The 22783-nt window shown below is 67.8% G+C and carries 21 protein-coding genes; 15 read left to right on the top strand and 6 right to left on the bottom strand.

The features are described 5' to 3' along the window. Positions 1–10 precede the first annotated feature (10 nt). From ACTWQA_RS38265 to ACTWQA_RS38250, 4 genes are read left to right on the top strand one after another with little or no spacing between them, the layout of a single operon-like run. Positions 11–1030 (top strand): NAD-dependent epimerase/dehydratase family protein, encoded by a 1020-nt coding sequence (locus ACTWQA_RS38265; protein WP_443163826.1) that lies wholly within the window; start codon positions 11–13, stop codon positions 1028–1030. Further along, a complete protein-coding gene (locus ACTWQA_RS38260) occupies positions 1027–2313 on the top strand; it encodes a DUF4910 domain-containing protein (RefSeq protein WP_443163825.1) in 1287 nt (428 codons plus the stop codon). The genes ACTWQA_RS38265 and ACTWQA_RS38260 overlap by 4 nt, the downstream gene beginning before the upstream one ends. After that, complete coding sequence (locus ACTWQA_RS38255) at positions 2310–3296, top strand: hypothetical protein (protein ID WP_443163824.1); 987 nt, start codon at positions 2310–2312, stop codon at positions 3294–3296. Before ACTWQA_RS38260 ends, ACTWQA_RS38255 begins: the two co-directional genes overlap by 4 nt. After that, positions 3283–4731 carry an oligosaccharide flippase family protein gene (locus ACTWQA_RS38250; RefSeq protein ID WP_443163823.1) on the top strand — a complete coding sequence of 483 codons (1449 nt, stop codon included), beginning with the start codon at positions 3283–3285 and terminating at the stop codon, positions 4729–4731. The genes ACTWQA_RS38255 and ACTWQA_RS38250 overlap by 14 nt, the downstream gene beginning before the upstream one ends. Positions 4732–4803: 72 nt before the next feature. Here the strand turns inward: ACTWQA_RS38250 and ACTWQA_RS38245 are convergent, their stop codons facing one another. Beyond that, on the bottom strand, positions 4804–5745 hold the full coding sequence (locus ACTWQA_RS38245) for a glycosyltransferase family 2 protein (RefSeq protein ID WP_443163822.1): 942 nt from the start codon (positions 5743–5745) through the stop codon (positions 4804–4806). A gap of 234 nt (positions 5746–5979) precedes the next feature. Here ACTWQA_RS38245 and ACTWQA_RS38240 point away from each other — a divergent pair, with 234 nt between their 5' ends. From ACTWQA_RS38240 to ACTWQA_RS38210, 7 genes are all read left to right on the top strand, one after another. After that, complete coding sequence (locus ACTWQA_RS38240) at positions 5980–6792, top strand: hypothetical protein (RefSeq protein WP_443163821.1); 813 nt, start codon at positions 5980–5982, stop codon at positions 6790–6792. A gap of 106 nt (positions 6793–6898) precedes the next feature. Further along, entirely contained in the window at positions 6899–7621 is a 723-nt protein-coding gene (locus tag ACTWQA_RS38235; protein ID WP_443163820.1) for a hypothetical protein, read from the top strand. Beyond that, a complete protein-coding gene (locus tag ACTWQA_RS38230; protein ID WP_443163819.1) occupies positions 7618–8949 on the top strand; it encodes an O-antigen ligase family protein in 1332 nt (443 codons plus the stop codon). Before ACTWQA_RS38235 ends, ACTWQA_RS38230 begins: the two co-directional genes overlap by 4 nt. Beyond that, a complete protein-coding gene (locus ACTWQA_RS38225; protein WP_443163818.1) occupies positions 8946–9719 on the top strand; it encodes a WecB/TagA/CpsF family glycosyltransferase in 774 nt (257 codons plus the stop codon). The genes ACTWQA_RS38230 and ACTWQA_RS38225 overlap by 4 nt, the downstream gene beginning before the upstream one ends. Positions 9720–9743: 24 nt before the next feature. After that, entirely contained in the window at positions 9744–11798 is a 2055-nt protein-coding gene (locus ACTWQA_RS38220) for a glycosyltransferase (protein WP_443163817.1), read from the top strand. 5 nt (positions 11799–11803) lie between these two features. Further along, a complete protein-coding gene (locus tag ACTWQA_RS38215) occupies positions 11804–13111 on the top strand; it encodes a hypothetical protein (protein ID WP_443163816.1) in 1308 nt (435 codons plus the stop codon). Positions 13112–13137: 26 nt separating this feature from the next. After that, positions 13138–14439, top strand: coding sequence for a hypothetical protein (locus tag ACTWQA_RS38210; RefSeq protein WP_443163815.1), 1302 nt, complete (start codon positions 13138–13140; stop codon positions 14437–14439). A 2-nt stretch (positions 14440–14441) separates the two neighbouring features. Here the strand turns inward: ACTWQA_RS38210 and ACTWQA_RS38205 are convergent, their stop codons facing one another. The 5 genes from ACTWQA_RS38205 to ACTWQA_RS38185 all read right to left on the bottom strand — a co-directional run bounded on the left by ACTWQA_RS38205 (position 14442) and on the right by ACTWQA_RS38185 (position 19883). Beyond that, entirely contained in the window at positions 14442–14900 is a 459-nt protein-coding gene (locus ACTWQA_RS38205) for a hypothetical protein (protein WP_443163814.1), read from the bottom strand. Positions 14901–15306: 406 nt separating this feature from the next. Continuing rightward, positions 15307–16353, bottom strand: coding sequence for a 2-oxoacid:ferredoxin oxidoreductase subunit beta (locus ACTWQA_RS38200; protein WP_443163813.1), 1047 nt, complete (start codon positions 16351–16353; stop codon positions 15307–15309). Next, the gene (locus ACTWQA_RS38195) at positions 16346–18190 is read right to left on the bottom strand and encodes a 2-oxoacid:acceptor oxidoreductase subunit alpha (protein ID WP_443163812.1); all 1845 of its coding nucleotides are present in this window, start codon (positions 18188–18190) and stop codon (positions 16346–16348) included. The genes ACTWQA_RS38200 and ACTWQA_RS38195 overlap by 8 nt, the downstream gene beginning before the upstream one ends. A gap of 121 nt (positions 18191–18311) precedes the next feature. Then, positions 18312–18404 (bottom strand): putative leader peptide, encoded by a 93-nt coding sequence (locus tag ACTWQA_RS38190; RefSeq protein WP_367804195.1) that lies wholly within the window; start codon positions 18402–18404, stop codon positions 18312–18314. Between the two features lie 33 nt (positions 18405–18437). Beyond that, positions 18438–19883 carry a polysaccharide deacetylase family protein gene (locus tag ACTWQA_RS38185; protein ID WP_443163811.1) on the bottom strand — a complete coding sequence of 482 codons (1446 nt, stop codon included), beginning with the start codon at positions 19881–19883 and terminating at the stop codon, positions 18438–18440. A 271-nt stretch (positions 19884–20154) separates the two neighbouring features. Here ACTWQA_RS38185 and ACTWQA_RS38180 point away from each other — a divergent pair, with 271 nt between their 5' ends. The 4 genes from ACTWQA_RS38180 (at position 20155) to nuoH (ending at position 22756) form a co-directional block, all read left to right on the top strand. Continuing rightward, positions 20155–20526 carry an NADH-quinone oxidoreductase subunit A gene (locus tag ACTWQA_RS38180; protein ID WP_443163810.1) on the top strand — a complete coding sequence of 124 codons (372 nt, stop codon included), beginning with the start codon at positions 20155–20157 and terminating at the stop codon, positions 20524–20526. A 45-nt stretch (positions 20527–20571) separates the two neighbouring features. Continuing rightward, entirely contained in the window at positions 20572–21156 is a 585-nt protein-coding gene (locus ACTWQA_RS38175) for an NADH-quinone oxidoreductase subunit B (RefSeq protein ID WP_443163809.1), read from the top strand. Beyond that, positions 21153–21698 carry an NADH-quinone oxidoreductase subunit C gene (locus tag ACTWQA_RS38170; protein WP_443163808.1) on the top strand — a complete coding sequence of 182 codons (546 nt, stop codon included), beginning with the start codon at positions 21153–21155 and terminating at the stop codon, positions 21696–21698. Before ACTWQA_RS38175 ends, ACTWQA_RS38170 begins: the two co-directional genes overlap by 4 nt. Before the next feature lie 116 nt (positions 21699–21814). After that, positions 21815–22756, top strand: a complete 942-nt coding sequence (gene nuoH, locus ACTWQA_RS38165) for an NADH-quinone oxidoreductase subunit NuoH (RefSeq protein WP_443163807.1) — start codon at positions 21815–21817, stop codon at positions 22754–22756. Positions 22757–22783 lie beyond the last annotated feature (27 nt).

The following is a 22783-nucleotide window of genomic DNA, read 5'->3' as shown; positions in this document are numbered from 1 at the left end:
AGGAGACGCCGTGCGCGTACTGGTAACGGGACATCAGGGCTACCTGGGGACCGTCATGGTCCCCGCTCTGGTCGCCGAGGGACACGATGTGGTCGGACTGGACTCGGGGCTGTTCGCGGAATGCGTGCTCGGCCCCTTGCCCGCGGACCCGCCGGGATTCGCCGTGGACCTCAGGGACGTGGCGGCTGAGCACGTGGCCGGGTTCGACGCGATCGTGCACCTGGCCGCGCTGTCCAATGACCCGCTCGGGGCGCTGGCGCCCGAGCTCACGTACGACATCAACCATCACGCCTCCGTACGGTTGGCCCGGCTGGCTCGGGACGCCGGGGTGAAGCGCTTCCTGTACGCCTCCACCTGCTCGGTCTACGGTGCCTCCGGCGGTGACGGGCTCGTGGGGGAGGACGCGCCGCTGCGACCGGTCACGCCGTACGCCGAGTCCAAGGTGCGGGTCGAGGACGACCTGGCGGAGCTGGCCGACGACGATTTCAGCCCGGTGTTCATGCGCAACGCCACGGCCTTCGGCTTCTCCCCCCGCCTGCGTGCCGACATCGTGCTGAACAACCTGGTCGGCCACGCGCTGCTGACGGGGACGGTGAAGGTGCTCTCTGACGGCACTCCGTGGCGCCCTCTGGTACACACCCAGGACATCGCGCGCGCGTTCGCCCTCGCCCTTACCGCGCCCCGCGAGGCCGTACATGGAAAGGCGTTCAACGTGGGGACGGAGGAGAACAACGTGACCGTGGCCGACATCGCCGGCGAGGTGGTCGCGGCGGTCCCGGGCGCAGAGCTGGCCATCACCGGTGAAGCAGGCGCCGACCCGCGTTCCTACCGGGTGGACTTCTCCCGTGTGCGCGCCGCGCTGCCCGGATACCAGGCCGCCTGGACCATCAAGGCAGGTGCGGGCGAGCTGGTGGACGCCTATCGGCTCCATGGCCTGACGTGGCATGACTTCGAGCGTCGCTTCACCCGGCTGGCCTGGCTGGCCGCCAGGCGGGAGGCGGGTCGCCTCGACGGGACGTTGCGCCCGTGAACAATCCGGAGGTGGGAGACCGGATGCACGCCCTGGTGGAGAGGCTGCATCCGATATGTCGCAGCATGACCGGTGACGGCGTGCGCAGGACGCTGGAGATCATCGGTGAGCTGATCCCTCTGGACGTGCATGAGGTCCCGACGGGCACTCAGGTGCTCGACTGGCAGGTCCCGCGGGAGTGGAACGTCAGAGACGCCTACATCAAGGACTCGGCGGGGCGCAGGATCGTCGACTTCGCCGATTCCCCGCTGCACGTGGTCGGCTACAGCGTCCCCATCTCCGCGACCATGACGCTCGCCGAGCTGCGCTCCCACCTCCACACGGTGCCCGGACAGCCGGACCGGGTCCCGTATCGGACCGCCTACTACAGCGACACCTGGGGCCTGTGCCTGAGCGAGAACGCGTTGGCCCGGCTCCACGACGGCGAGGAGTATGAGGTCGTCATCGACTCCACGCTGGCCGACGGCCACCTCACGTACGCCGAGCACGTGGTGCCGGGCGAGCTCGACGACGAGGTGCTCATCGTCTGCCACACCTGTCATCCGGCCCTGGCCAATGAGACGCTGGCGGGCATCGCCGTGGCGGTCGAGCTCGCCAGAGAGCTGGCGGCGAGCGGGCCCCGGCACACGTACCGGTTCCTGTTCGCGCCCGGCACCATCGGCTCGATCACGTGGCTGGCCCGCAATCGGGACCGGGTGGAGCGCGTCAGGCACGGGCTGGTGCTGGCGTGCGCCGGGGATCCCGGCGGGCTGACCTACAAACGCAGCCGCCGGGGCGACGCCGCCGTGGACCGGGCCGCTGCCCACGTCGTGAGTGGGAGCGGGGGCATGATCAAGGACTTCTCCCCGTTCGGCTACGACGAGCGCCAGTTCTGCTCGCCCGGCTTCAACCTGCCGGTAGGCCTGCTGACCAGGTCGCCGAACGAGGAGTATCCGGAGTACCACACTTCGGCGGACAACCCTGAGCTGGTCACCGCCGAGGCCTTGACCGACACACTCGTCGCCCTCCTCCAGATCGTCCAGGTGCTGGAGGCCGATCGCACCTACGTCAATCTCGAACCGTACGGCGAACCGCGGCTCGGCCCGCGAGGCCTGTACAAATCCCCCAGCCTGCACAGCGACGGCAAGCAGTACCAGATGGCGATCCTGTGGGTGCTCAACCTCTCGGACGGAGAGCACAGCCTGCTGGACATCGCGGAACGCTCAGGAATCCCGTTCACCACCGTGAGCACGGCCGCCCAGGCGCTCGCTCAGGCCGGCCTGCTGGAGGGGAAGGAACCATGATGGGCTACAAGGTCGGCGACGTCGTTGAGGTTCTCAGCGCGGAAGAGATCCTGAAGACACTGGACGACAACGGGGAGCTGGACGGGCTCCGCTTCATGCCGGAGATGCTCAAGTTCTGCGGCCACAAGCTGACCGTCTACAAGAGCGCGCACAAGCTCTGCGACACGATCGAGCACTCCGGTATGCGGCGCATGAGGGACGCGGTCCATCTGACCGAGTCCCGATGCGACGGCAGTTCCCACGGGGGGTGCCAGACCGCCTGCCTGCTCTACTGGAAGACCGCCTGGATGCGGAAGGTGGACGGGGCCGAGGCTCCGCCGAAGCCCAACGGCCCGGTGGACGTGTCGATCCTCGACCGGGCGACGCTCAGGGACCCGGACACCGACGGGGCTCCTCGCTACGCCTGCCAGGCGACGGAGATCCTGAGAGCGACGGGCGAGGTCCTGCCACTGAAGGACCTGAGGCAGTGGTTCTGGGACGTGCGCTCGGGCAATTCCGGGATAGGCGAGACCATCCGCGGCTTCCTCGTCGGGCTGTTCGACCGGCTCCAGGCCCGGAGCACGCGGCTGCTGCCGAAGCGCCTGTGGTTCAAGCAGGGACTGCCCTGGGGCTTCTTCAAAGGCACCGCCGTCGGTAGGACCCCCGTCGCGCGGCTCGATCTACAGCCGGGCGAGCTTGTCCGGGTCAAGCCGAAGGAGGAGATCGCGGCGACGCTCAACGAGAAGCTCTTCAACAGGGGCCTGGCCTTCGACGACGGCCTCCTCCGCTTCTGCGGTCAGAAGGTGCGCGTGCGCGCCAGAGTGGAGCGCGTCATCGACGAGCGCAGCGGCCGGATGATCGAGATGAAGACTCCGAGTGTGGTTCTCGACGACTACGTCTGCCCTGGAACCCACAACTTCAACTGCCCGCGGGCTCACTTGCCCTTCTGGCGCGAGATCTGGCTCGAGCGGATCGATCAAGAGGAGACACATGCCAGAGAATGAGGTCACCGACCGGGCCGGGTCGGCGGGCAAGGGGCTGAGATGGGGGCTTGTGGCCAGGGTCGCCAGCAGGATGGCGTCCTTCGGCATGGGATTGGTGCTCGCCCGCCTCCTGTCGCCCGCCGACTTCGGGATCTACGCCGTCGCGCTGGCGGCCCAGCAGTTCCTCTGGCATGTCAACGACGCGGGGATCGTGGCGGCCATCGTCCAGTGGCGCGGCCGGATCGAGGAGATGCTGCCCACCGCGACGACGATGGTGCTGACGTTCAGCCTCACCGTGTACGGAGCCCTGTGGGTGCTGGCTCCGGCGTTCGCCGGCTTCGCGGGAAACGAGAGCGCCGCGGGGATGGTGCGACTCTTGGCGATCCTGATCGTCATCGACGGGTTCATCGGGGTACGAAGCGCCGTGCTGCTTCGCAGATTCCAGCAGGGGAAGATCGCCATCGCCACGATGGTGGGCGTCGCTGTGCAGGTGCCGGTCTCGATCGGGGCGGCGTTCCTCGGGGCGGGGCCGTACAGCTTCGCCTACGGCGCGATCGCGTCCACCGGCATCGGCGGGATCCTGATGGTGAGGTGGGCCAGAGAGCCGATCCGGTTCGGGCTCAAGCGCGAGGTCATGGTGAAGCTCCTGCGCTTCGGCCTGCCGCTCGCTCTCGGCCTGGGAGTGGAGGCGTTGCTGCTGAACGCGGACTCGGTCATCGTGGGCAAGCTGTTCGGCGCCACCATCCTCGGCTTCTACCTGCTGGCGCTCAACATCTCCAACTGGGTGCCGGGGCTGGTGGGAGAGGCGCTCAGGCACGTCACGCTGCCCGGATTCTCCAGGGTCGCCGACGAGCGCCCTGACCAGCTGTCGCTGAAGGCCCAGCAGATCCTGCCCATGTTGATGATCGTGGTGGTTCCCGTCGCGGTCCTGGTCGGCGTGCTCGCGCCCGTCATCGTCCCCTTCTTGTACGGCGAGCGATGGCTGCCGTCGGCGGCCGCGCTGTCGTTCCTCATGGTGTTGATGGTCGTGCGGATGGTGATCAACACCTGCTCCGACATCCTCACAGCGGTGGGTGCGGTGAAGTCGATCGCCGTGCTGAAGATCGTCTGGGCGGTGGTGCTGATTCCCACGCTGTACTTCGGCGCGCAGCTCGACGGGATCCGCGGCATCGCGATGGCTCACGCGGCCGTAGGCGTCCTGATCACGCTTCCCCTGATGGCGGTGCTCCTGCACCGGGCCGGGATCATCCTGGCGCCCGCCACCATGGCCATCGTCCGGCCGCTGCTGGGCGGCGTGTCCGCGGTCGCCGCGAGCTGGGCGGTGCTTCAGGCCACGGCCGGCGCCATTCCGTTCGTACAGCTCTGCGCGGGTGGCGCCGCCGGGATCCTGGCCTTCGTGGCGGTGGGGATCTCACCGGCCCGGCTCCGGGAGATCCGGAGCATCGTGGCGAGCTGACCTACAGCGGCCGGGGTGCGCAGCTGTCCGGCCGACCGGCCGGACAGCGCCCTGCCGGGCTGCCCCAGCGTGCTATCCGGCCGGCCGGACCAGCGCCAGGCCGGCGTGCGCGACGTTCTTGGCCATCGGCACCGCGTTGCGCCGTAGCCACGGCCGCATGGCCGCGTACGCGCGCAGTCTGTCGCGGCCGCTCAGCGGCGTGTGGCGGATCGCACGCAGGAGCGCCACCCCCTCGGCCGCGTTGGGTAGGAAGAATCGGGGGTTCTCCTCGGGTTTCTCCCGCTTGCGGAAGGTCCGTGCGTGGTTGGCCCGGCTGACGCTCCGCGCGTGGTTGCGATGCCGCAGCAGCGGCTCGGCCACGGACACCAGCGGGCCGAGCAGTGCCAGCTGGGCGATGAGTACCCGATCGCAGGCGACGATCGGCTGGAGCGGAAGCGCGCGCAGCAGGATCTCGCGGCGTATGAGGCCGTAGAACTGGAGGGTTTCGTCGTACTTGACCAGCTTGGCGTGCAACCGCGTGACCGGGTCCGGATGGTCAGTGGGCGCAGTGTTGTGCCAGACCTCGAGGAGATCCCCCTTCTCGTCGATCTCCTCGGCGGAGGAGAACGCGATGGAGGCCTCGGGCCGGGCCCGCAACGCGGCGGCGAGCAGCGTGAGCCGGTCGGCGCGATACTCATCGTCCGCGCCGGCGAAGGAGAAGAACGCGCCGCGGGTTTCCTGGACGATCCGGTTGTGGTTGGCGATGACGCCGAGGTTCTTCTCGCGTCGCAGGTAGCGGACCCTTGGATCGTTCCTGGCGGCGTCCCGGCAGAGCTCTTCCGTGCCGTCGGTCGAGCAGTTGTCCGCGATCACCAGTTCGAAGTCGGCATCTTCCTGGGCCAGCAGCGACTTGAGCGCGGTGGCCAGATACGGCTCGCCGTTGAAGACGCACAGGCCGACGCCGATCTCCGGCGCAGCTCGGCCGACGAGTGAGGGGGCCCGGCGCGTCTCCGGTTCGGGCGATGTGCCGGTCATCTGATCAGCCTCCAGAGCAGAGATTCCAAGGGGCACATTAAAGCGTCGTGAGAGGGAAAGCCAGACATGCCGGATCCGCAGAGATTTCTGGTGGATCGCAGCTTGATTGGGCAATGTAACGTTTTGCGGCCCCTACCCGATGTAGCTGAGTGCGGTCCTTGGACCGTTGCAGGAAGCGCGCGAAATCGGGGCGAGGGGTCACGCATGAATTTCTGGGGTACGGTATTTGACCTCTTGCGCCGGAAGTTCGTCGGCCCGCCCGTCGTGGTGGGCGCTCTCGCACTGGCCGTCCTGGCGTTCTTCCTGGTTCCGGTGCGATATTCGGCGAACGCGTCCCTCGTTCTCGTGGCTCCGCCCTCGGGTGGCACGCTCTCCTTCGACCCCACCAAGCCGGAGGGTCTGACCAACCCGCTGCTCCAGTACAACGACAGCATGCGGACTGTGGTCGGCATTCTGGTCCTGACCATGAGTAGCCCTACGGTCCAGCAGGAGCTGGGCGTCGAAGAGGGCAGCCCGCAGCAGATCGTCGTCGACGACGGCCGCTCCAACGCCGACCTGCTCGGCATCGTCACGGCGGGGCCCTTCGTGCACATCAAGGGTGAGGGCCCGACCGAGGCGGCGGTCCGCGACCTGATGAGCCGCACGGAGAAGCGCCTCCGCCAGGAACTGCTCGACCAGCAGCGGGTTCTGGGAGCTCCGACGAGCACGTTCATCGCGATCAACGTCATCGCGACGCTCGAGCCGAAGGCCGATGTGAGCAACAAGCTGCAGGCCGCGGGCGCGGCTCTCATTCTCGGCTTGGGCATCGGCCTGGGTGTGGCCTACGTCGTGACGAGGCGCCTTGCCGGCAGGAAGGTCCCGACCGAGACGGCGAGCAGCTCGCCGGCAGAGCCGCCGGAGGATACCGGTGCGCGGGTGAACGGGAAGGTCCTGGTGTTCGCGGGTGACAAGGACGGCGAGCACGTTCAGGACTACGCGCGGGAGATAGACGACACGGCGCCGGTTCCTCGGTGGGTGGATCCTGATGACGAATCCGATAAATCCTAGTTTAAGCCTAATTAGCACTAATTAACTCTGTATGTCTTGTTCTGTCTGCGAAATAGCGAAGCAACGTCGCAACTGATTGCGTTCGAAGTCGGACCAGGGGGATGAGTTGGATTTCTGGCGGGCGATCGGGGTGGTGCTGCGACGCTGGTACGTCGCCCTCCCCGCCTTACTGCTGACACTCGCAGGCGCCTACGCCGTTTACACCACAGTCCCACCGCGCTATGAGTCGACCGGCGTGCTTTCCCTGACCGTCCCCATCAGCGGTCCATCCAAGCTGGGCGACCCGCGGGCACGGATCCAGGAGACCAATCCGCTGCTGAACTTCGACAGCGGCCTGAACATGTCCGCGTCGATCCTCGTCCAGATCCTCGGCTCTGAGAACGTGATGACCCAGCTCGGCGCGTCGCCCTATGGCCAGACCACGTACGAGGTCAACAACGGCCACCCCAATCCCGAGCTGCTCTTCAGCGAGCCGTTCGTCCTCATCCGCGGCAGGAGCGGCGATCCGGAGAGCGCCAAGGCGATCGTGTCGAGGGTGGCCCAGCGGGCGAAGGTCGAGCTGACCAAACGGCAGAAGGAGCTCAAGGCGCCGCCGACCACGTACATCGTGGTCACGGAGATCCTCCCGCCGACGAATCCCATCATGCTGCGTACCGACCGGATGCGCTTCACCGCCGCCGTTCTGCTGCTGGGCATGCTCGCCGCGCTGGCCTCGGCCTTCGCGGCGGAGAGCATCGCGGCAGGGTTGCGCCGGCGCAGGGACGAGGACGGAGAGCCCGCCACACGGACAGCGCCTGCGTCCGTCGACGAGCCGGCGCTCCAGCGATGAGCGTCATCCTGGCACCGCCGGTCGTCACGCGACCCGCCCAGCGCCGAGCCGACGCGGCGACCTTCGCCGCTGTCTTCGTCGTCGTCCTCGTGATCGTTCCGGCGCGCCTGATCATCAGGGGCCTGCCGTTCGCGCTCACCCCAGCGGAGGCCGTCGGGCTCTGCGCGGTCCTGTGGTGGTTCTGCGCCCACTTCACCGACTCGCTGGGCGCGGCCAAGGGCGCGACGCCCGTCCGCACCGCGATCTACCTGTACCTCGTCGCCTACCTGGCGAGCTACGCGCATGCCGCCATTTCCTACCTGGAACCTCGCGCGCTGTCGCTGGCCGACCACATCGCTGTCATCGCGGTCGCGTTCGTCGGCATCGCGCTGCTGGCCTGCGACGGTGTCTCCAGCCGGGAACGCGTGGACCTGGTGCTGAAGACCGTGGTGGTCTGCGGTGCCATCATCGGCGTGATCGGCGGGATCCAATACCTCCTGACCTTCGACCCGACGCAATTCATGAACCTGCCGGGGACCCGTGTCCGCTCCGACGTACCGGCCATCGTCGAGCGGAACGGCCTCAACAGGGCCGCCTCCACCACGAGCCACCCGATCGAGTTCGGCGTGGTGAGCTCGATGATCCTGCCCATCGCACTGCACTACGCCTTCACGGCCAAGCAGCGCGGGGCGTCCGCGATGCGCTGGTGGCTGTGCTGCGCGCTCATCGGCGCGGGGATGGTCTTCTCCGCCTCACGCTCGCCAATACTCGGGCTGGCGGTGGCCGGCCTGGTCCTGCTGATCGGATGGCCCTCCCGACGGCGGGTCCGCGCGATCATCGGGCTCCTCGGCTTCCTCGTGATCGTCCGGATAGCGGTGCCCGGGGTGCTGGGCACGATCACGGGGCTGTTCAGCAACCTCAGCAGCGACGACAGCGTGCGGTGGCGAACGGCCGACTACACCATCGCGCTCGACGCGATCAGGGCCAACCCGCTTCTCGGCCAAGGTCACGGGACTTGGTATCCGCCGTACGACGTGGTCTTCGACAACCAGTACCTGCTGACCGCTGTGGAGGGCGGGATCCTGGGAGTGGCGACATTCGTGGCGCTGTTCGTGACCGGCATCTGGTCAGCCTTGCGCGCGCGGTCGCTCACGTCCGACATGACGACGCGGGATCTGGGACTGAGCCTGGCCGCGGCCCTGGTCGTGCCGCTGGTCGGCTCGGCGACGTTCGACCTCAACGCCTTCGAGACCACGAGCGGCATCGCCTTCCTCTTCCTGGGCCTTTCGGGCGCGCTGCTACGCGCCATGCGGAAGGAAGCGGCCCTTTCCGGCGAGGTGAGAGCATGAGCATTCCGCGGTGGCGCGTCGGCGCAGTGGAGGTCATGGCGGTCAGTGAGGCCGAAGTGGGCCATCACGTTGCCAAGGGGTGGGCGGAGGGCCAGGGCGGCAGCATCGTCACCGCCAACGTGGACATCGTCCACAAGGCCAGCCGGGACCCGGCGCTGGCCGCCCTCGTCACCGGCGCGGACTTGGTGGTCGCCGACGGGATGCCGGTGGTGTGGGCCGCTCGATTGTCCGGCCTCACCGTGCCCACCCGGGTCACCGGCGCCTCGCTGGTCTTCAGCCTCAGCGAGCGCGCAGCGGTGGAGGGGCGGTCCGTCTTCCTGCTCGGCGGGGATCCGGGCATCGCCGACCTGGCGGCGGAGAGGCTGGCCGAGCGCTATCCGGGGTTGCGCGTGGCCGGAACCTACGCTCCCCCCTTCGGGTTCGAGACCACGGCCGAGGGCATGCGGCAGACCGTGGACAAGGTCGTGGCGGCCGCGCCCGACCTCGTCCTCGTCGGTTTGGGCTTCCCCAAGCAGGAACGGACCATCGCCGAGCTCAGGAAGCACCTGGCCGGCGCCTGGTACGTCGGGTGCGGCGCGGGCATCCCCATGGCCGCGGGCCAGTTCAGCCGCGCGCCCGCCGGGCTCCAGCGGGTCGGCGGCGAATGGCTGCACCGCCTGTGGCTGGAGCCGCGCCGCCTCGCGCGCCGTTACCTGCGGGAGGACCTGCCCTTCGCGCTGAGGATGCTCACCTCCGCCGCCTGGTCCCGGCTGGTGGGCCGTGGGTCCTGATCTCTGGAGAAATGGTTGCCCAACATGACCCTTGCCGTGGTGATCGTCGCGTACGCCAGTGGCCAGATCATCGAGGAGTGCCTACGCTCGCTCGGCCCCGGGCTGGAAGGGGCAGGGCCCGCCAGGATCATCGTGGTGGACAACGACTCGCCCGATGACACGGCCGAGCGGGTACGCGCGTTCGGATCGGGCGTGGAGCTGATCGAGACCGGACGCAACGGCGGGTTCGCCTTCGGTGTGAACGCCGGTATCAGGGCAGCCGAGGGCTGCGACGTCTTGGTGCTGAACGCCGACATCCGGCTCCGCCCAGGAGCGGTCGCGAGGTTGCGCGAAGCCCTCGCCCTCCCTGGCACGGGCATCGCCGTGCCCAAACTCCTCGACGAGGAGGGGCGCCTTCAGCTCTCTTTGCGCAGGCGGCCAACCGTGCTGAGAGCGGTGGGCGAGGCGGTGCTCGGGGGCTTCAGAGCCGGACGGATCACGCCCCTCGGCGAGTTGGTGGCCGACCCCGGCGACTATGACTCGGCCCGCACCGTCGACTGGGCGACCGGGGCCGCGTGGCTGATCTCGCGGGCCTGCGTCGAGACCGCGGGCCTGCTCGACGAGCGATACTTCCTGTACTCGGAGGAGACGGAGTACATGCTGCGCGCGGGGCGGCACGGCTTCACCATTCGGTACGAACCGGATGCGGTGGCCGTGCATCTCGGCGGAGACCAGGTCGCCTCCGGCAGGCTGTGGGCGCTCGCGGCGGCCAACCGCGTCCGGCTCCACCGGCAGCTCCATGGCCGGGCGCGCGGCGCGCTGATGAGGGTGGCCGTCACGGTCAACGAGGCGAGCCGCGCGCTCGCCAGAGGCCGCCACCGGGCGGCGCTACGTGAGCTGCTGACCATGAGCGAGTGGCCCGATCAGCCAGGCCGCCCCCCGGAGCCCGCCGACTACGTCTGCTTCTCCGCTCAGGACTGGTGGTACCACAACAGGGCGCATTCGGACTTCCAACTGATGCGGCAGGTGTCGGCCCACCGCCGGGTCCTCATCGTCAACAGCATCGGCATGAGAATGCCGCTGCCCGGCAAGTCGACCCATGTGGTCAGGCGGATCACCAGGAAGCTGCGCAGCGTGGCGAAGTTCGTGCGGCGGCCACAGCCGGGCTTCTACGTGATGTCGCCGCTGCCGTTGCCTCTATACGGGTCCCCACTGGGCCGCCGGGTGAATGCCGCCCTGGTGAGAGCGCAGGTGAAAACGGTCTGCGGGCTCCTCCGCTTCCGCGACCCGGTGATCATGGTGACGCTCCCGACCGCGTGGGATGTGGTGCGGCCGATGAGGCGGCGAGCGCTGCTCTTCAACCGCTCCGATCGGCACTCCGCCTTTCCCGAAGGCGGCGGGGCGGCCATCGAGGCGCTCGAGGGTGAGCTGCTGCGACGCGCCGATCATGTGCTCTATGTCAGCAGAACCCTCATGGCCGAGGACCGTCCCTTGGCCGGCGACCGGGCGCATTTCCTGGACCACGGCGTGGATCTGGCCCACTTCCAGCACGTCCCGGCCGAGCGCCGCCCTGCCGACCTGCGCCGCATACCGGGCCCGATCGTGGGATTCTTCGGCGCGCTCGACAGCTTCGTCGTCGACTTCGACCTGCTGGAGCGAATCGCCGTCGACCTGCCCGAGGCGTCACTGGTGCTGATCGGCGACGCCGACGGGCCGATGGAGCGGCTCACCGGACTCCCGAACGTGCACTGGCTGGGTTTCCGTCCTTACGAACAGATCCCCGCGTACGGGTCCGGGTTCGACGTCGCGATCATGCCCTGGCTGGACAACGACTGGATCAGGCATTCCAACCCGATCAAGCTCAAGGAATACCTCGCCCTCGGCCTGCCGGTGGTGAGCACAGAGTACGGTGAGTTGTCCGGCTACGCCGACCGGGTCCGGGTGGCGGCCAACGCCGACCTGTTCGTCAAGGCCGTCCACGAGGCGCTCGCCGAGGGCGGTCCTCTACCGCCGGGGGAGCTGCGGGCCTCGGTGCTCCGTGCCGACTGGTCGGCACGCGCAGCCGAGCTGATGGCGCTGGCAGAGCGGCCGCCGGAATGATGAGGTTGATCCGGAGACTGGCTCCCTTCGCGCTGGCCCTGGCCGCGTGCGCACCGCAGGGCACCCCGCCGCCTGCGGTCGAGCGAGCGAGTGGGCTGCCGCCGATCAGGGCCGAGCTGGAACCGGTTCCCTGGGCCGGTGGACCGGCTTACTACAAGCGTTTTAAGGCGGCCGCCGAAGCCGGCTGGAGCAAGCCGTCCTTTTTCCCGGTCGGCGTCTGGTACGCGTCCCTACGCGCTCAGCAGGACGTGGACAAAGACCGGAAGGCCGGAATCAACACCTACGTCGAACTGACCCAGGACAGCGACATGGGGCTGGTCCGTTCGAACCGGATGTCGGCGATCACCAGCGGCCCCCGGCGCGGAGCCGGGCCGGAGACCGTGGGGTGGTTCCTGGCCACGGAGGCCGACATGTGGGCCGGGGCCGGTGTGGCGAAGTGGTCGGGTGCGCAGGGTTATCGCAGCGGTGTATGCCTCCCCGAGGGGAAACGATGCGGCTTCACCGTGATGGACAGGCTCGCCCGCCGGCTGCCCGAGGACGGGCACCTGCGCTACGCCAACTACGGCAAAGGCGTCATGTATTGGCACTCAAGCGAGCAGGCGGCCGAATTCGTCAACGGCTACACGAATGTGGTCTCGACCGGCGTCCACTGGTACACCGATCCTGCCGCCTGCGACGAAGGCGAGCGCTTCCTGCGGATGCCGTCCAGCCAGTGCCGGCTGTCCGCGAACTACGGCGCGGTCATCGACAGGCAGCGGCTCCTGGACGCCGAGGACGGCAGCCTCCAGCCGATCTTTGCGCTTGTCGAACTCGGCCATCCCAGCCAGAAGAGCGGCGGCACCATCAGGCCCGAGCAGATGAAGGGCGCGGTGATGAGTTCGCTCATCCATGAGGCGAGCGGGATCATCTATCTCGGCCACAACTTCGGCGGCCCGTGCCGGACGGTCAGCTTGCTCCGCGAACCATGCGGCGACGGCATCAGGCCGGCGGTGACCGAGGTCAACGGCCAGATAAGGCAGCTCGCACCGGTTCTGAACACTCAGTCCTACCGGTATGGCTACGCCCCCGAGCTCGACACGATGTTGAAGCGGTATCGCGGCGCGTACTATCTCTTCGCCATGGTCGCGCGGGGAGCGAGCACGGGGCGGCATACGCTCGCCGTACCCGCCAACCTCTCCACGGCCCGCCAGGTAGAAGTTCTCTTCGAGGGGCGTACCGTCCCCGTCGGCGCCGACGGCCAGTTCACCGACTCCTTCGACACCGAGAGCACGTACCACATCTACAAGATCGAGACGGCGGAGGGACGATCGTGAACCACCGGAGGCGAAACATCTGGAGAGTGGCGGGTGCGCTCGTCCTCGCCGTCGCCGCCGTCCTGATCGTGGTGAACGCGAGCGCCAGCCCGCGCGAGCCGGGCACTCCGGGCAAACCCTCTGTCGTGCAGTTGTCACGAGTGCCCTGGGAGGGCGGCCCGTCCTACTACCAGCGCTTCAGCGTGGCGGCGGCGGCGGGTTGGACCAATCCATCCTTCTTCCCCATCGGCGTCTGGTACGAGTCGGTGCTCACGGAGCAGGACGTGGCCTCTGACCAGGCCGCCGGCCTCAATCTCTACGTGGAGCTGACCGAAGACAGCGACATGGGGCTGATCCGGTCGCACGGCATGTCCGCGATGACGAGCAAGCCATTGCCGGGATACGGCGCCGAGACGGTGGGCTGGCTGATCGCCGACGAGGCGGACATGTTCCCACGGCCGGGCAACGCCCCCTGGGATGGCAGGCTCGGCGGTGAGGGCACGCCATGCAAGGGCGCCAAGGACGAGGGCTGCGGCTTCACCGCCATGCGCACCCTGAAGGACAAGTTGCCGAAGAACGACGGGCGCATGTACTACGCCAACTATGGCAAGGGCGTCGGGCTGTGGTGGTCGGACGAGGACAACGCCACGTTCGTCAACAACTACACCGACATCGTCTCGACCGACATGTACTGGTACACCGACGCGGGAATCTGCGTGGAGGCCAAGACCATACTCAAGTTCCCCGACAGTGAATGTCCCCGTGCCGCCGGTTACGGTTGGCTGCTGGACAAGGAGCGCCGGCTGGACGGCATGGACCAGCGACGGCAGCCGATCTACGGCTTCGTCGAGCTCGGCTGGCCCTTCAACGACAAAGACGGCAGTGGCGTCAGGACGATCGACCCCGAGCAGGTGCAGGGCGCGGTGATGAACTCGCTCATCCACGAGGCACGCGGCATCATCTACTTCAACCACAGCTTCGGCGGTCCCTGCACGAGCAGCCACATTCTCCGCGATGCGTGCTACACCGGGGTCAGGGCGGCGACGACCGAGGTCAACAACCAGATCAAGCAGCTCGCCCCCGTGCTCAACACCCAGTCCTTCGCCCACACCTTCGGCTCCGGCCTGGAGACCATGCTGAAGGGCCACGACGGCTCGTTCTACGTCTTCGCCATGACCAGGCGGGGGTCCGAGCCGGGAAACCGGATGCTGACCCTGCCGCCCGAGCTGAGGTCCGCGGCGAAGGTGGAAGTGCTCTTCGAGAACCGAACCCTGCCCGTCAAGGACGGGCGGTTCACCGACTCCTTCGAAAAGGAGTACTCCTACCACGTCTACAAGATCACGGCGTAGCGCTACTTCACCTGGACGGCGATCATCGACTTGATCAGGCCGCCCATGCGTTCGTACCGGAGCTGGGACGTGGGGAAGTAGTAGCGCATCTCGGTCACGCTGAGCAGCTCGACCTCCATCGCATCCCGTAGCGCCGCCAGCCGGTTGCCGGGCGTGGTGTGCACGAGCGGCCAGTGGCTGATGACAGTCGTCCTGGCGGCAACGGGGAGGAACTGGAATCCGGGGAAGAGCACGTGCGGCTCGATGGGGAAATAACGGTAGGGGCACTGCACCCAATGCCGGTCGGCGAGTGAGCGTACATTTTCGGCGAAGCGCTCGCGGCGGAGGTGACCGCCCACGTGCTCGATCACCGCGTTGGAGTAGACCAGGTCGTAGTCGCCGGAAAGGACTTCGGCGGACAACTCGGTGGCGTCGCCGCGCTCTGCGCGGACCCATGAGGGTGGGTCGGCCGGCGGATCCATCAGGTTGATGATCCGCAAGCGGGCGGGCCGAACGGGGGCCCGCTCCCAGGCGGAGAACGTTCCACCCAAATCTATGACCGACATATCCGGCAGATCAGGAAATGTTGCGATGAGTCGGTCCCACCGGCGCTGGCGGGCGCGTGCTCCCACGGAGTTCGGCGCGTCCACGAAGCGGTTCCGTAAAGCGTGCAGGGCGCTCATCGAGCTCCTATCGAGTCACGGTTGTACGCGGAGCGACGCTCAACCCTGGCTTCGGCCATTCTGCCGTCCCCCCGCGAGTCCGATGCATCGGATATGTATCGGTCCAAGAAGGGGGTGCGTTACCTGGAGCGGCGCCTCGTCGGGCCCCGCTCCAGGCACGTCAGCAGTTGGTCCGTCCGCGAGCCCAGCAGGGCTCAGCGCCCGGTCAACCGATGCGCCAGGTGTCTCCACCCATGAGCAGATCGGTCAGGTCACCGGGGCCCTTCTGCGCTGCCGCCTGCTCCATCTGCTCGGCCATGGCCACCTCGTACGACGGCCGGTCCACACTGCGGAAGACGCCGATCGGCACGTGCTCGAACGACGGGTCGTCCAGCCTGCTCAGCGCGAAGGCGAGCGACGGGTCGGGGTTGTGCGCGTCGTGCACGAGGATCTCGTCCTCGCTCACGCCGTCGCGGGCCACGACTTCAAGACTGCCGGAAGCGGCCCGGACGACCGCCTTGGAGGCGCTCACGATCGGCTGCCCGTGCTCCAGGCGCAGCGTGATGTCGTCGCGGACCTCCGGGTCCTTGAGCGGCTCGAAGGCGTTGTCGTTGAAGATGTTGCAGTTTTGGTAGATCTCCACCAGCGACGCGCCGCGGTGCGCGGTGGCCTCGCGCAGCACCGACTGCAGATGCTTGCGGTCGGAGTCGAGCGTGCGGGCCACGAACGACGCCTCGGCGCCGATGGCCAGCGAGATCGGGTTGAACGGCTTGTCCAGCGACCCCATCGGCGTCGACTTGGTGATCTTGCCGACCTCGGACGTGGGGGAGTATTGGCCCTTGGTCAGACCGTAGATCCTGTTGTTGAACAGCAGGATGTTGAGGTTGACGTTGCGGCGCAGCGCGTGGATCAGGTGGTTGCCGCCGATGGACAGCGCGTCACCGTCACCCGTGATCACCCACACCGACAGGTCGGGCCTGGAGGCGGACAGCCCGGTAGCGATCGCCGGCGCGCGGCCGTGGATCGAGTGGAACCCGTAGGTGTTGAGGTAGTAAGGGAACCGCGACGAGCAGCCGATGCCCGACACGAACACGATGTTCTCGCGCTTGAGCCCGAGCTCTGGCAGGAAGCTCTGCACCGCGGCCAGGATCGCGTAGTCACCGCAGCCGGGGCACCAGCGGACCTCCTGGTCGGACTTGAAGTCCTTCAGGCCCTGCTTCACATCCGTCTTGGGAACGAGCGACAAGCCCTTCCCGTTCACCAGCTCAGTCACTGTCGATCACGTCCTGGATGACTCCGGCCAGCTCCTCGGCCTTGAACGGGAGCCCGCGCACACGGTTGTAGCTGATCACGTCGACGAGGTAGCGGCCCCGCAGCAGCAGGGCCAGCTGGCCCAGGTTGACCTCGGGGAGCAGCACCTTGTCGTAGCGCTTGAGCACCTCGCCGGTGTTGGCCGGCAGCGGGTTGAGGTGGCGGAAGTGTGCCTGGGCGACCTTGCCGCCGTTCCTCCTGATCCGCCGCATGGCCGCGGCGATCGGGCCGTACGTCGAGCCCCAGCCGATGACCAGCACCTTCGCGTCGCTGTCGGGGTCGTCGACCTCGAGGTCGGGCACGTCGATGCCGGCGATCTTGGCGGCCCGGCTGCGGACCATCAGGTCGTGGTTGTCCGGGTCGTAGGAGATGTTGCCGGTGCCGTCGGCCTTCTCGATGCCGCCGATGCGGTGCTCCAGCCCGGCGGTGCCGGGGATGGCCCACGGGCGGGCGAGGGTCTCGCTGTCCCGCTTGTACGGCAGGAACTCGCCGTCGTCACCGTTCGGCGCCGTCGTAAATTCTTGTGAAATATCGGGCAAGTCGGAAATTTCGGGCAGGCGCCACGGCTCCGAGCCGTTGGCCAGGTAGCCGTCCGAGAGGAGCATGACCGGGGTGCGGTATTTGACCGCGATCCTGGCCGCCTCGATGGCCGCGTCGAAGCAGTCGCTCGGCGACATCGGCGCCACGATCGGCACCGGGGACTCGCCGTTGCGGCCGTACATGGCCATCAGCAGGTCGGTCTGCTCGGTCTTGGTCGGCATGCCGGTGCTCGGCCCCGCCCGCTGCACGTCCACGATGATCAGCGGCAGCTCGGTGGTGACCGCCAGGCCGACCGTCTCGGCCTTCAGCGCCACACCCGGACCCGACGTGGTGGTCACGCCCAGCGCGCCGCCGAAGGCGGCCCCGAGCGCCGCGCCGACGCCCGCGATCTCGTCCTCCGCCTGGAAGGTGCGGATGCCGAACTTCTTGTGCTTGCTGAGCTCGTGCAGGATGTCGCTGGCCGGGGTGATCGGGTAGGAGCCCAGGAACAGCGGCAGCTTGGACTGCACGCTGGCGGCGATCAGACCGTAGGCGAGCGCCTGGTTGCCGGAGATGTTGCGGTAGACGCCCGGCGCCAGCTGCGCCGGCTTGACCTCGTAGGACACCGAGAACGACTCGGTGGTCTCGCCATAGTTCCAGCCCGCCTGGAAGGCCGCGATGTTGGCCTTGGCGATCTCCGGCTTCTTTGCGAACTTTTGCTCGAGGAACTTGATGGTGTGGTCGGTCGGCCGGTGGTAGAGCCAGCTGAGCAGGCCGAGGGCGAACATGTTCTTCGACCGCTCGGCGTCCTTCTTGGACAGGTCGAAGCCCTCGAGCGCCTTGACGGTGAGCGAGGTCAGCGGCACCGCGTGGACCCGCCACTCGTTGAGCGAGTCGTCCTCCAGCGGGTTGGCGGCGTAGCCGACCTTCTGCAGGTTGCGCTTGGTGAACTCGTCCGTGTTCACGATGATGTCGGAGCCCCGGGGCAGGTCGCCCAGGTTGGCCTTGAGTGCCGCCGGGTTCATGGCCACGAGCACGTTCGGCGCGTCGCCGGGCGTGAGAATGTCGTGGTCGGCGAAGTGGAGCTGGAAGCTCGACACGCCGGGCAGGGTGCCTGCCGGCGCGCGGATCTCAGCCGGGAAGTTGGGCAACGTGGAAAGGTCGTTGCCGAACTCCGCCGTGCCCGCCGTGAAGCGGTCGCCGGTGAGCTGCATGCCGTCGCCGGAGTCCCCAGCGAACCGGATGATCACGCGGTCGAGTTGCTGGACCTGCTTCGTCACAGCTCAGTCCTCCTCGACGCGCCAAGGCGCGGTTGCATTAGGCGCGTTCTCTATATCCATGCTAGATCCTCGGAAGGTCGCGCGTTTGCGGCCCGCGTAAAGCGGGTAAACGCGGTCGGTCTCAGGGTGAGGTCGGAGAACAACGACGACACAGCCCGGACGCGAGCCTGCAGAGGTCTACATGCAGGCGGGCGAACAGGACGGTTCGGGTCACGAGCGCCAACTATACGTCCCCCCAACACGTGCGCTACGTCAGGGGCTGCTTACGAGACGGCTCGCTCCCTGACCTGTACAGCCGTCCGGCCTGCATTCCTGCAGAACCGTACAACTCTGGAACGGTGACGAAGCTGTAACCCTTCCCGCGCAACCTTTTGAGGATGTCCGGAACCGCGTCAACGGTTTCCTGATAAGTGTCGTGCATCAGAATGATCGCACCTGGATGCGCCTCGCGCACGGCCCTGTTAGCGATGTCGGCCGCCTTTGCGCCCTGTTCGTCGCCGGTGTCCACGTCCCAGGTGACCAGTGAGAAGCCGTGTTGGCGCGCGATGTCGCGCAGGCCCCCGCTCACCGCCCCGTACGGCGGCCGTACCAGCGTCGGCGCCTGCCCGATGGCCGCCGCGATCGTGTCCTCGGTGCGCCCGAGCGAGTCGGCGATTTTGCTGCTGGCCTGCTTCGACAGGTCCCTGTGCACCCAGCTGTGGTTTCCGACCAGATGACCTTCCGAGCTCATCCTGCGCAGCAGCTCCGGCTGCGCGGCCGCGCTGCTGCCGACCGTGAAGAACGTGGCCCGCGCCTGCGCCTCCCTCAGCAAGCTCAGCAGCCTGCCGGTGAACGGCCCCGGCCCGTCGTCGAACGTCAGCGCGACACACTTGGCCTCGGCGCAGTCCACGGTGCCGGCCCGGCTGCTGACGGCCGGGGGGCTGCTCGCGGAGGCGTCCTGCGGCGAGGCGCTCACGTAGGAGGGCAGGCCGCTCTCGTCGTCCCTGACGCCCGGACCCGTCGCCCCGCGGACGCTTTCCTGGGCACGCCGCCCCAGATCGGACAGCAGCGGCGCCGCCTCCTCCGCCGGCACCGCCACGGCGAGCCGCCCTAGCGAGCACGGCCCGAGCTGGCAGTCGTCGAACTCGACCACCAGATCCCCGCCCCTGTTGAACGCCATCGAGTCGAACTGCTCCTCGCCGGCCGTGACCGCGTTCCGTTCGATCTGCTCGCCGCGCCCCTTGAGCCGCTCCTTGACCAGCACCGCGAGCCGCCGCAGCGCGTCCTGTCCGGCCAGCAGCCCGGTGGAGCCGACGGCCTTGTCCTTGCGCGGGTCGTACCAGAGGGTCTGTGTGGAATTGCCCCAGCTCGCGCTGAGGAACTCGCCGGTACGCAGCCGTACGCCGATCGCCTGGGCGGAGGCGGCGGCGAGCTGCCAGCCGACGTTCAGCTCGGGACGCGGGTAGACGCCGCCGGGGGTGCGCTTGCGGAAGTCCTGCAGTTGCCGCTGGGCCTGCGCTCGTAGCGCCCGGTTGAGCGGGGGTGCGGAGGGGAGCTCGGGGTAGTTGATGTGCGCATATCGCGGCGCACTGGAGGAATTGCCCTCGGTCATCGTCCTGATCGACAGGCCGCCGACGGTCGCCGGGTCGACGAAGTCGATCAGTGTCGGCTCTGCCGGGACCACGACATCCCGCCCGTGGGGGGAGGTGGTCACACCGCATCCGCCGGCTGAGAGGGCTAGCAGAGCGATTCCGGAAAAGAATCGCGATTTGTGCATGTGCGTCAGGTTATGGGGTTGATCTTCCTGTTTACCCCGGTCTTGGGTGAGGAGGTAAGAGGTCTTGACCGATCCTTGGTTTTAGACCCGGGCTCGTCGGCCTTTTGTTCAAGAACCGGCTCCCTGGGGTTCCAGGCGGTGGGTTTGCGGGGGTCGTTGGGTTGCGGCGGCTGGGGCTATGGGGGGTCGGCGGGTTACGATCGACGTCATGGACGGCTACTTCGGGTCCTACGTGCTGGTCGCCGCGCTGCTCGGCATCGGCATCGCCATCGTGGCCGGGGCCTTGACGGCCAACCGCCTCCTCCGCCCGAGCCGTCCCACGCCCGAGAAGCTGACCACGTACGAGTGCGGGGTTGACCCGGTCGGCGAGGGCTGGGCGCAGTCGCAGGTCCGCTACTACGTCTTCACCTATCTCTACGTCGTGTTCGCGGTGGACGCCGTTTTCCTGTTCCCCTGGGCCACCGTCTTCGACGCGCCGGGCTACGGGCTGACGACGCTGGTGGAGATGTTCGTGTTCCTGGGGTTCATCGCGCTCGGGATCGTTTACGCCTGGCGCAAGCGCGTGCTCACCTGGACCTAGCTCGGCCTTCTTTGCCTGGCCCGCGATCCGCGCAACAATGGAATCATGGCAGCGACGGATCTCCCGATGCCCACAGTGGGGCCGATCTCCCGGTTGGCGCCCAAGCCGATGCGCTTCGTGCTCAACTGGGGTCGCCGCTATTCCCTGTGGGTGTTCAACTTCGGGCTGGCGTGCTGCGCGATCGAGTTCATCGCGACGTCGATGAGCAGGCATGACTTCATCCGGTTCGGAGTGATCCCGTTCGCGAACGGCCCCCGCCAGGCCGACCTCATGATCGTCTCAGGCACGGTCACCGACAAGATGGCCCCGGCCGTCAAGCGGCTGTACGAGCAGATGCCCGACCCGAAATACGTGATTTCGTTCGGCGCCTGCTCCAACACGGGCGGCCCCTACTGGGACTCCTACTGCGTGACCAACGGGGTGGATCAGATCATCCCCGTGGACGTCTACGTGCCTGGCTGCCCGCCCAGGCCCGAGGCCCTCCTGTACGGGATCATGAAGCTCCAGGAGAAGATCGCCGAGGAGAAGCTCAGCGACCGGTACGTGTGGTCCCGCTCGCACGGGTCCTCGCCGTCGGAGTCGTCGTCGGGGTCGTCGTCAGGGTCGTCGTCAGGGTCGGAGAAGGCATGAGGGCCGCCGAGCTCGCCGCACATTTCGGCGACCGGGCCGAGGTCTCCGAGTCCTACGGCGACACGACGATCGACGTCGCGCCCGCTGACTGGATCGAGCTGCTGACGTTCGTCCGCGATGACCTCGGCTACGCGTTCTTCGACTGGCTGACCGGCGTCGACGACCCGCCGGACGCCTTCCTCGTCGTGGCCCACGTCTACAACCTGGTCGCCGGCGAGCGGTTGCTGCTCCGCACGCGCGTCCCGCGCGCCGACCCGCACCTGCCGACCGCCGTCGGCGTCTACAGGGGTGCCAACTGGCATGAGCGGGAGACGTACGAGATGTTCGGCGTGATCTTCGACGGCCACCCTTACCTGGTGCCGCTGCTGCTGCCCGACGGCTTCGAAGGCCACCCGCTACGTAAGGACTTCATCCTGGCCGCCCGCGTGGCCAAGCCCTGGCCGGGCGCCAAGGAGCCCGGGGAGTCCGGACATGGTGCCCCGAGCCGCCGCAAAACCCTCCCACCGGGCGTACCCGCGGATTGGGGAGCCCCGGATGCCTGACCCGCCCCAGGCACCACCGACGTCTCGTCCATGCCCGCTGTCGCTGATCGCCCTGGGCCGCCGGCCACGGCCCGATCATCGAAGAGCGCCCGCCGACTCCGATGGGGAGCCGTCCAATGCTTGATGTGGTGCTGAGCTTCGCCGTCATCCTCGTCGTGTTCCTGGCGCTGCCTCTGATCATCGGTCAGACCGAGCACAAGGTCATGGCCCACATGCAGTCACGGCTCGGCCCTATGTACGCGGGTGGCTTCCACGGCTGGGCGCAGCTCATCGCCGACGGGGTGAAGTTCATGCAGAAGGAGGACGTCATCCCGGCCGCGGCCGACCGCCGCATCTTCATGATCGCTCCCGGCGTGGCGCTGGTCCCTTACCTGGTCGTGCTGATCGCCATCCCCATCGATCGCGGCCGCGTGGCCGTGGACCTCGACCTGGGTCTCTTCTTTGTCCTCGCCGTCATGGGCATCGGCGTGCTCGGCTCGATCATGGCCGGCTGGGCCTCGGCCAACAAATACTCGGTGCTCGGAGGCATGCGCTCGGCCGCTCAGCTCATGTCGTACGAGCTGCCGCTGGTGCTGGCGGCCTCCTCGGTGGCGATGGCCGCGGGCACGCTATCGATCCCGGGAATCGTCGAGGCGTGGCAGTGGTGGTGGCTGCCGTGGCAGGCGATCGGCGGCGTGGTCTTCTTCATGGCAGGGCTGGCCGAGCTGCGGCGGCCGCCGTTCGACATGCCGATCGCCGAGTCCGAGATCATCATGGGCCCGATGACGGAATACACCGGCATGCGCTTCGCCCTGTTCATGCTCTCCGAGTACGCCGGGATCGTGGTCCTGTCCTTCCTGACCACCGTCTTGTTCCTGGGCGGCTGGCACGGCCCGTTCCTGCCCGGCTGGCTGTGGACGCTGGTCAAGGTGTTCCTGCTGGCGTTCGTCGTGATCTGGCTGCGGGTGACGTATCCGCGGCTGCGCGAGGACCAGCTGCAGAAGCTCGCCTGGGCCGGCCTCGTCCCCTTGGCGCTCCTCCAACTGGCTCTCACCGGCGTCATCAAAGTCCTCGTCTGAATTTCGAGGCGGAAACTTTACGCCCGC

The organism is Nonomuraea sp. 10N515B, from assembly GCF_052245915.1.
Classification (GTDB): Bacteria; Actinomycetota; Actinomycetes; order Streptosporangiales; family Streptosporangiaceae; genus Nonomuraea.
Note: the sequence above shows the minus strand (reverse complement) of the source record. Positions and strands in the feature narration are given on the sequence as shown.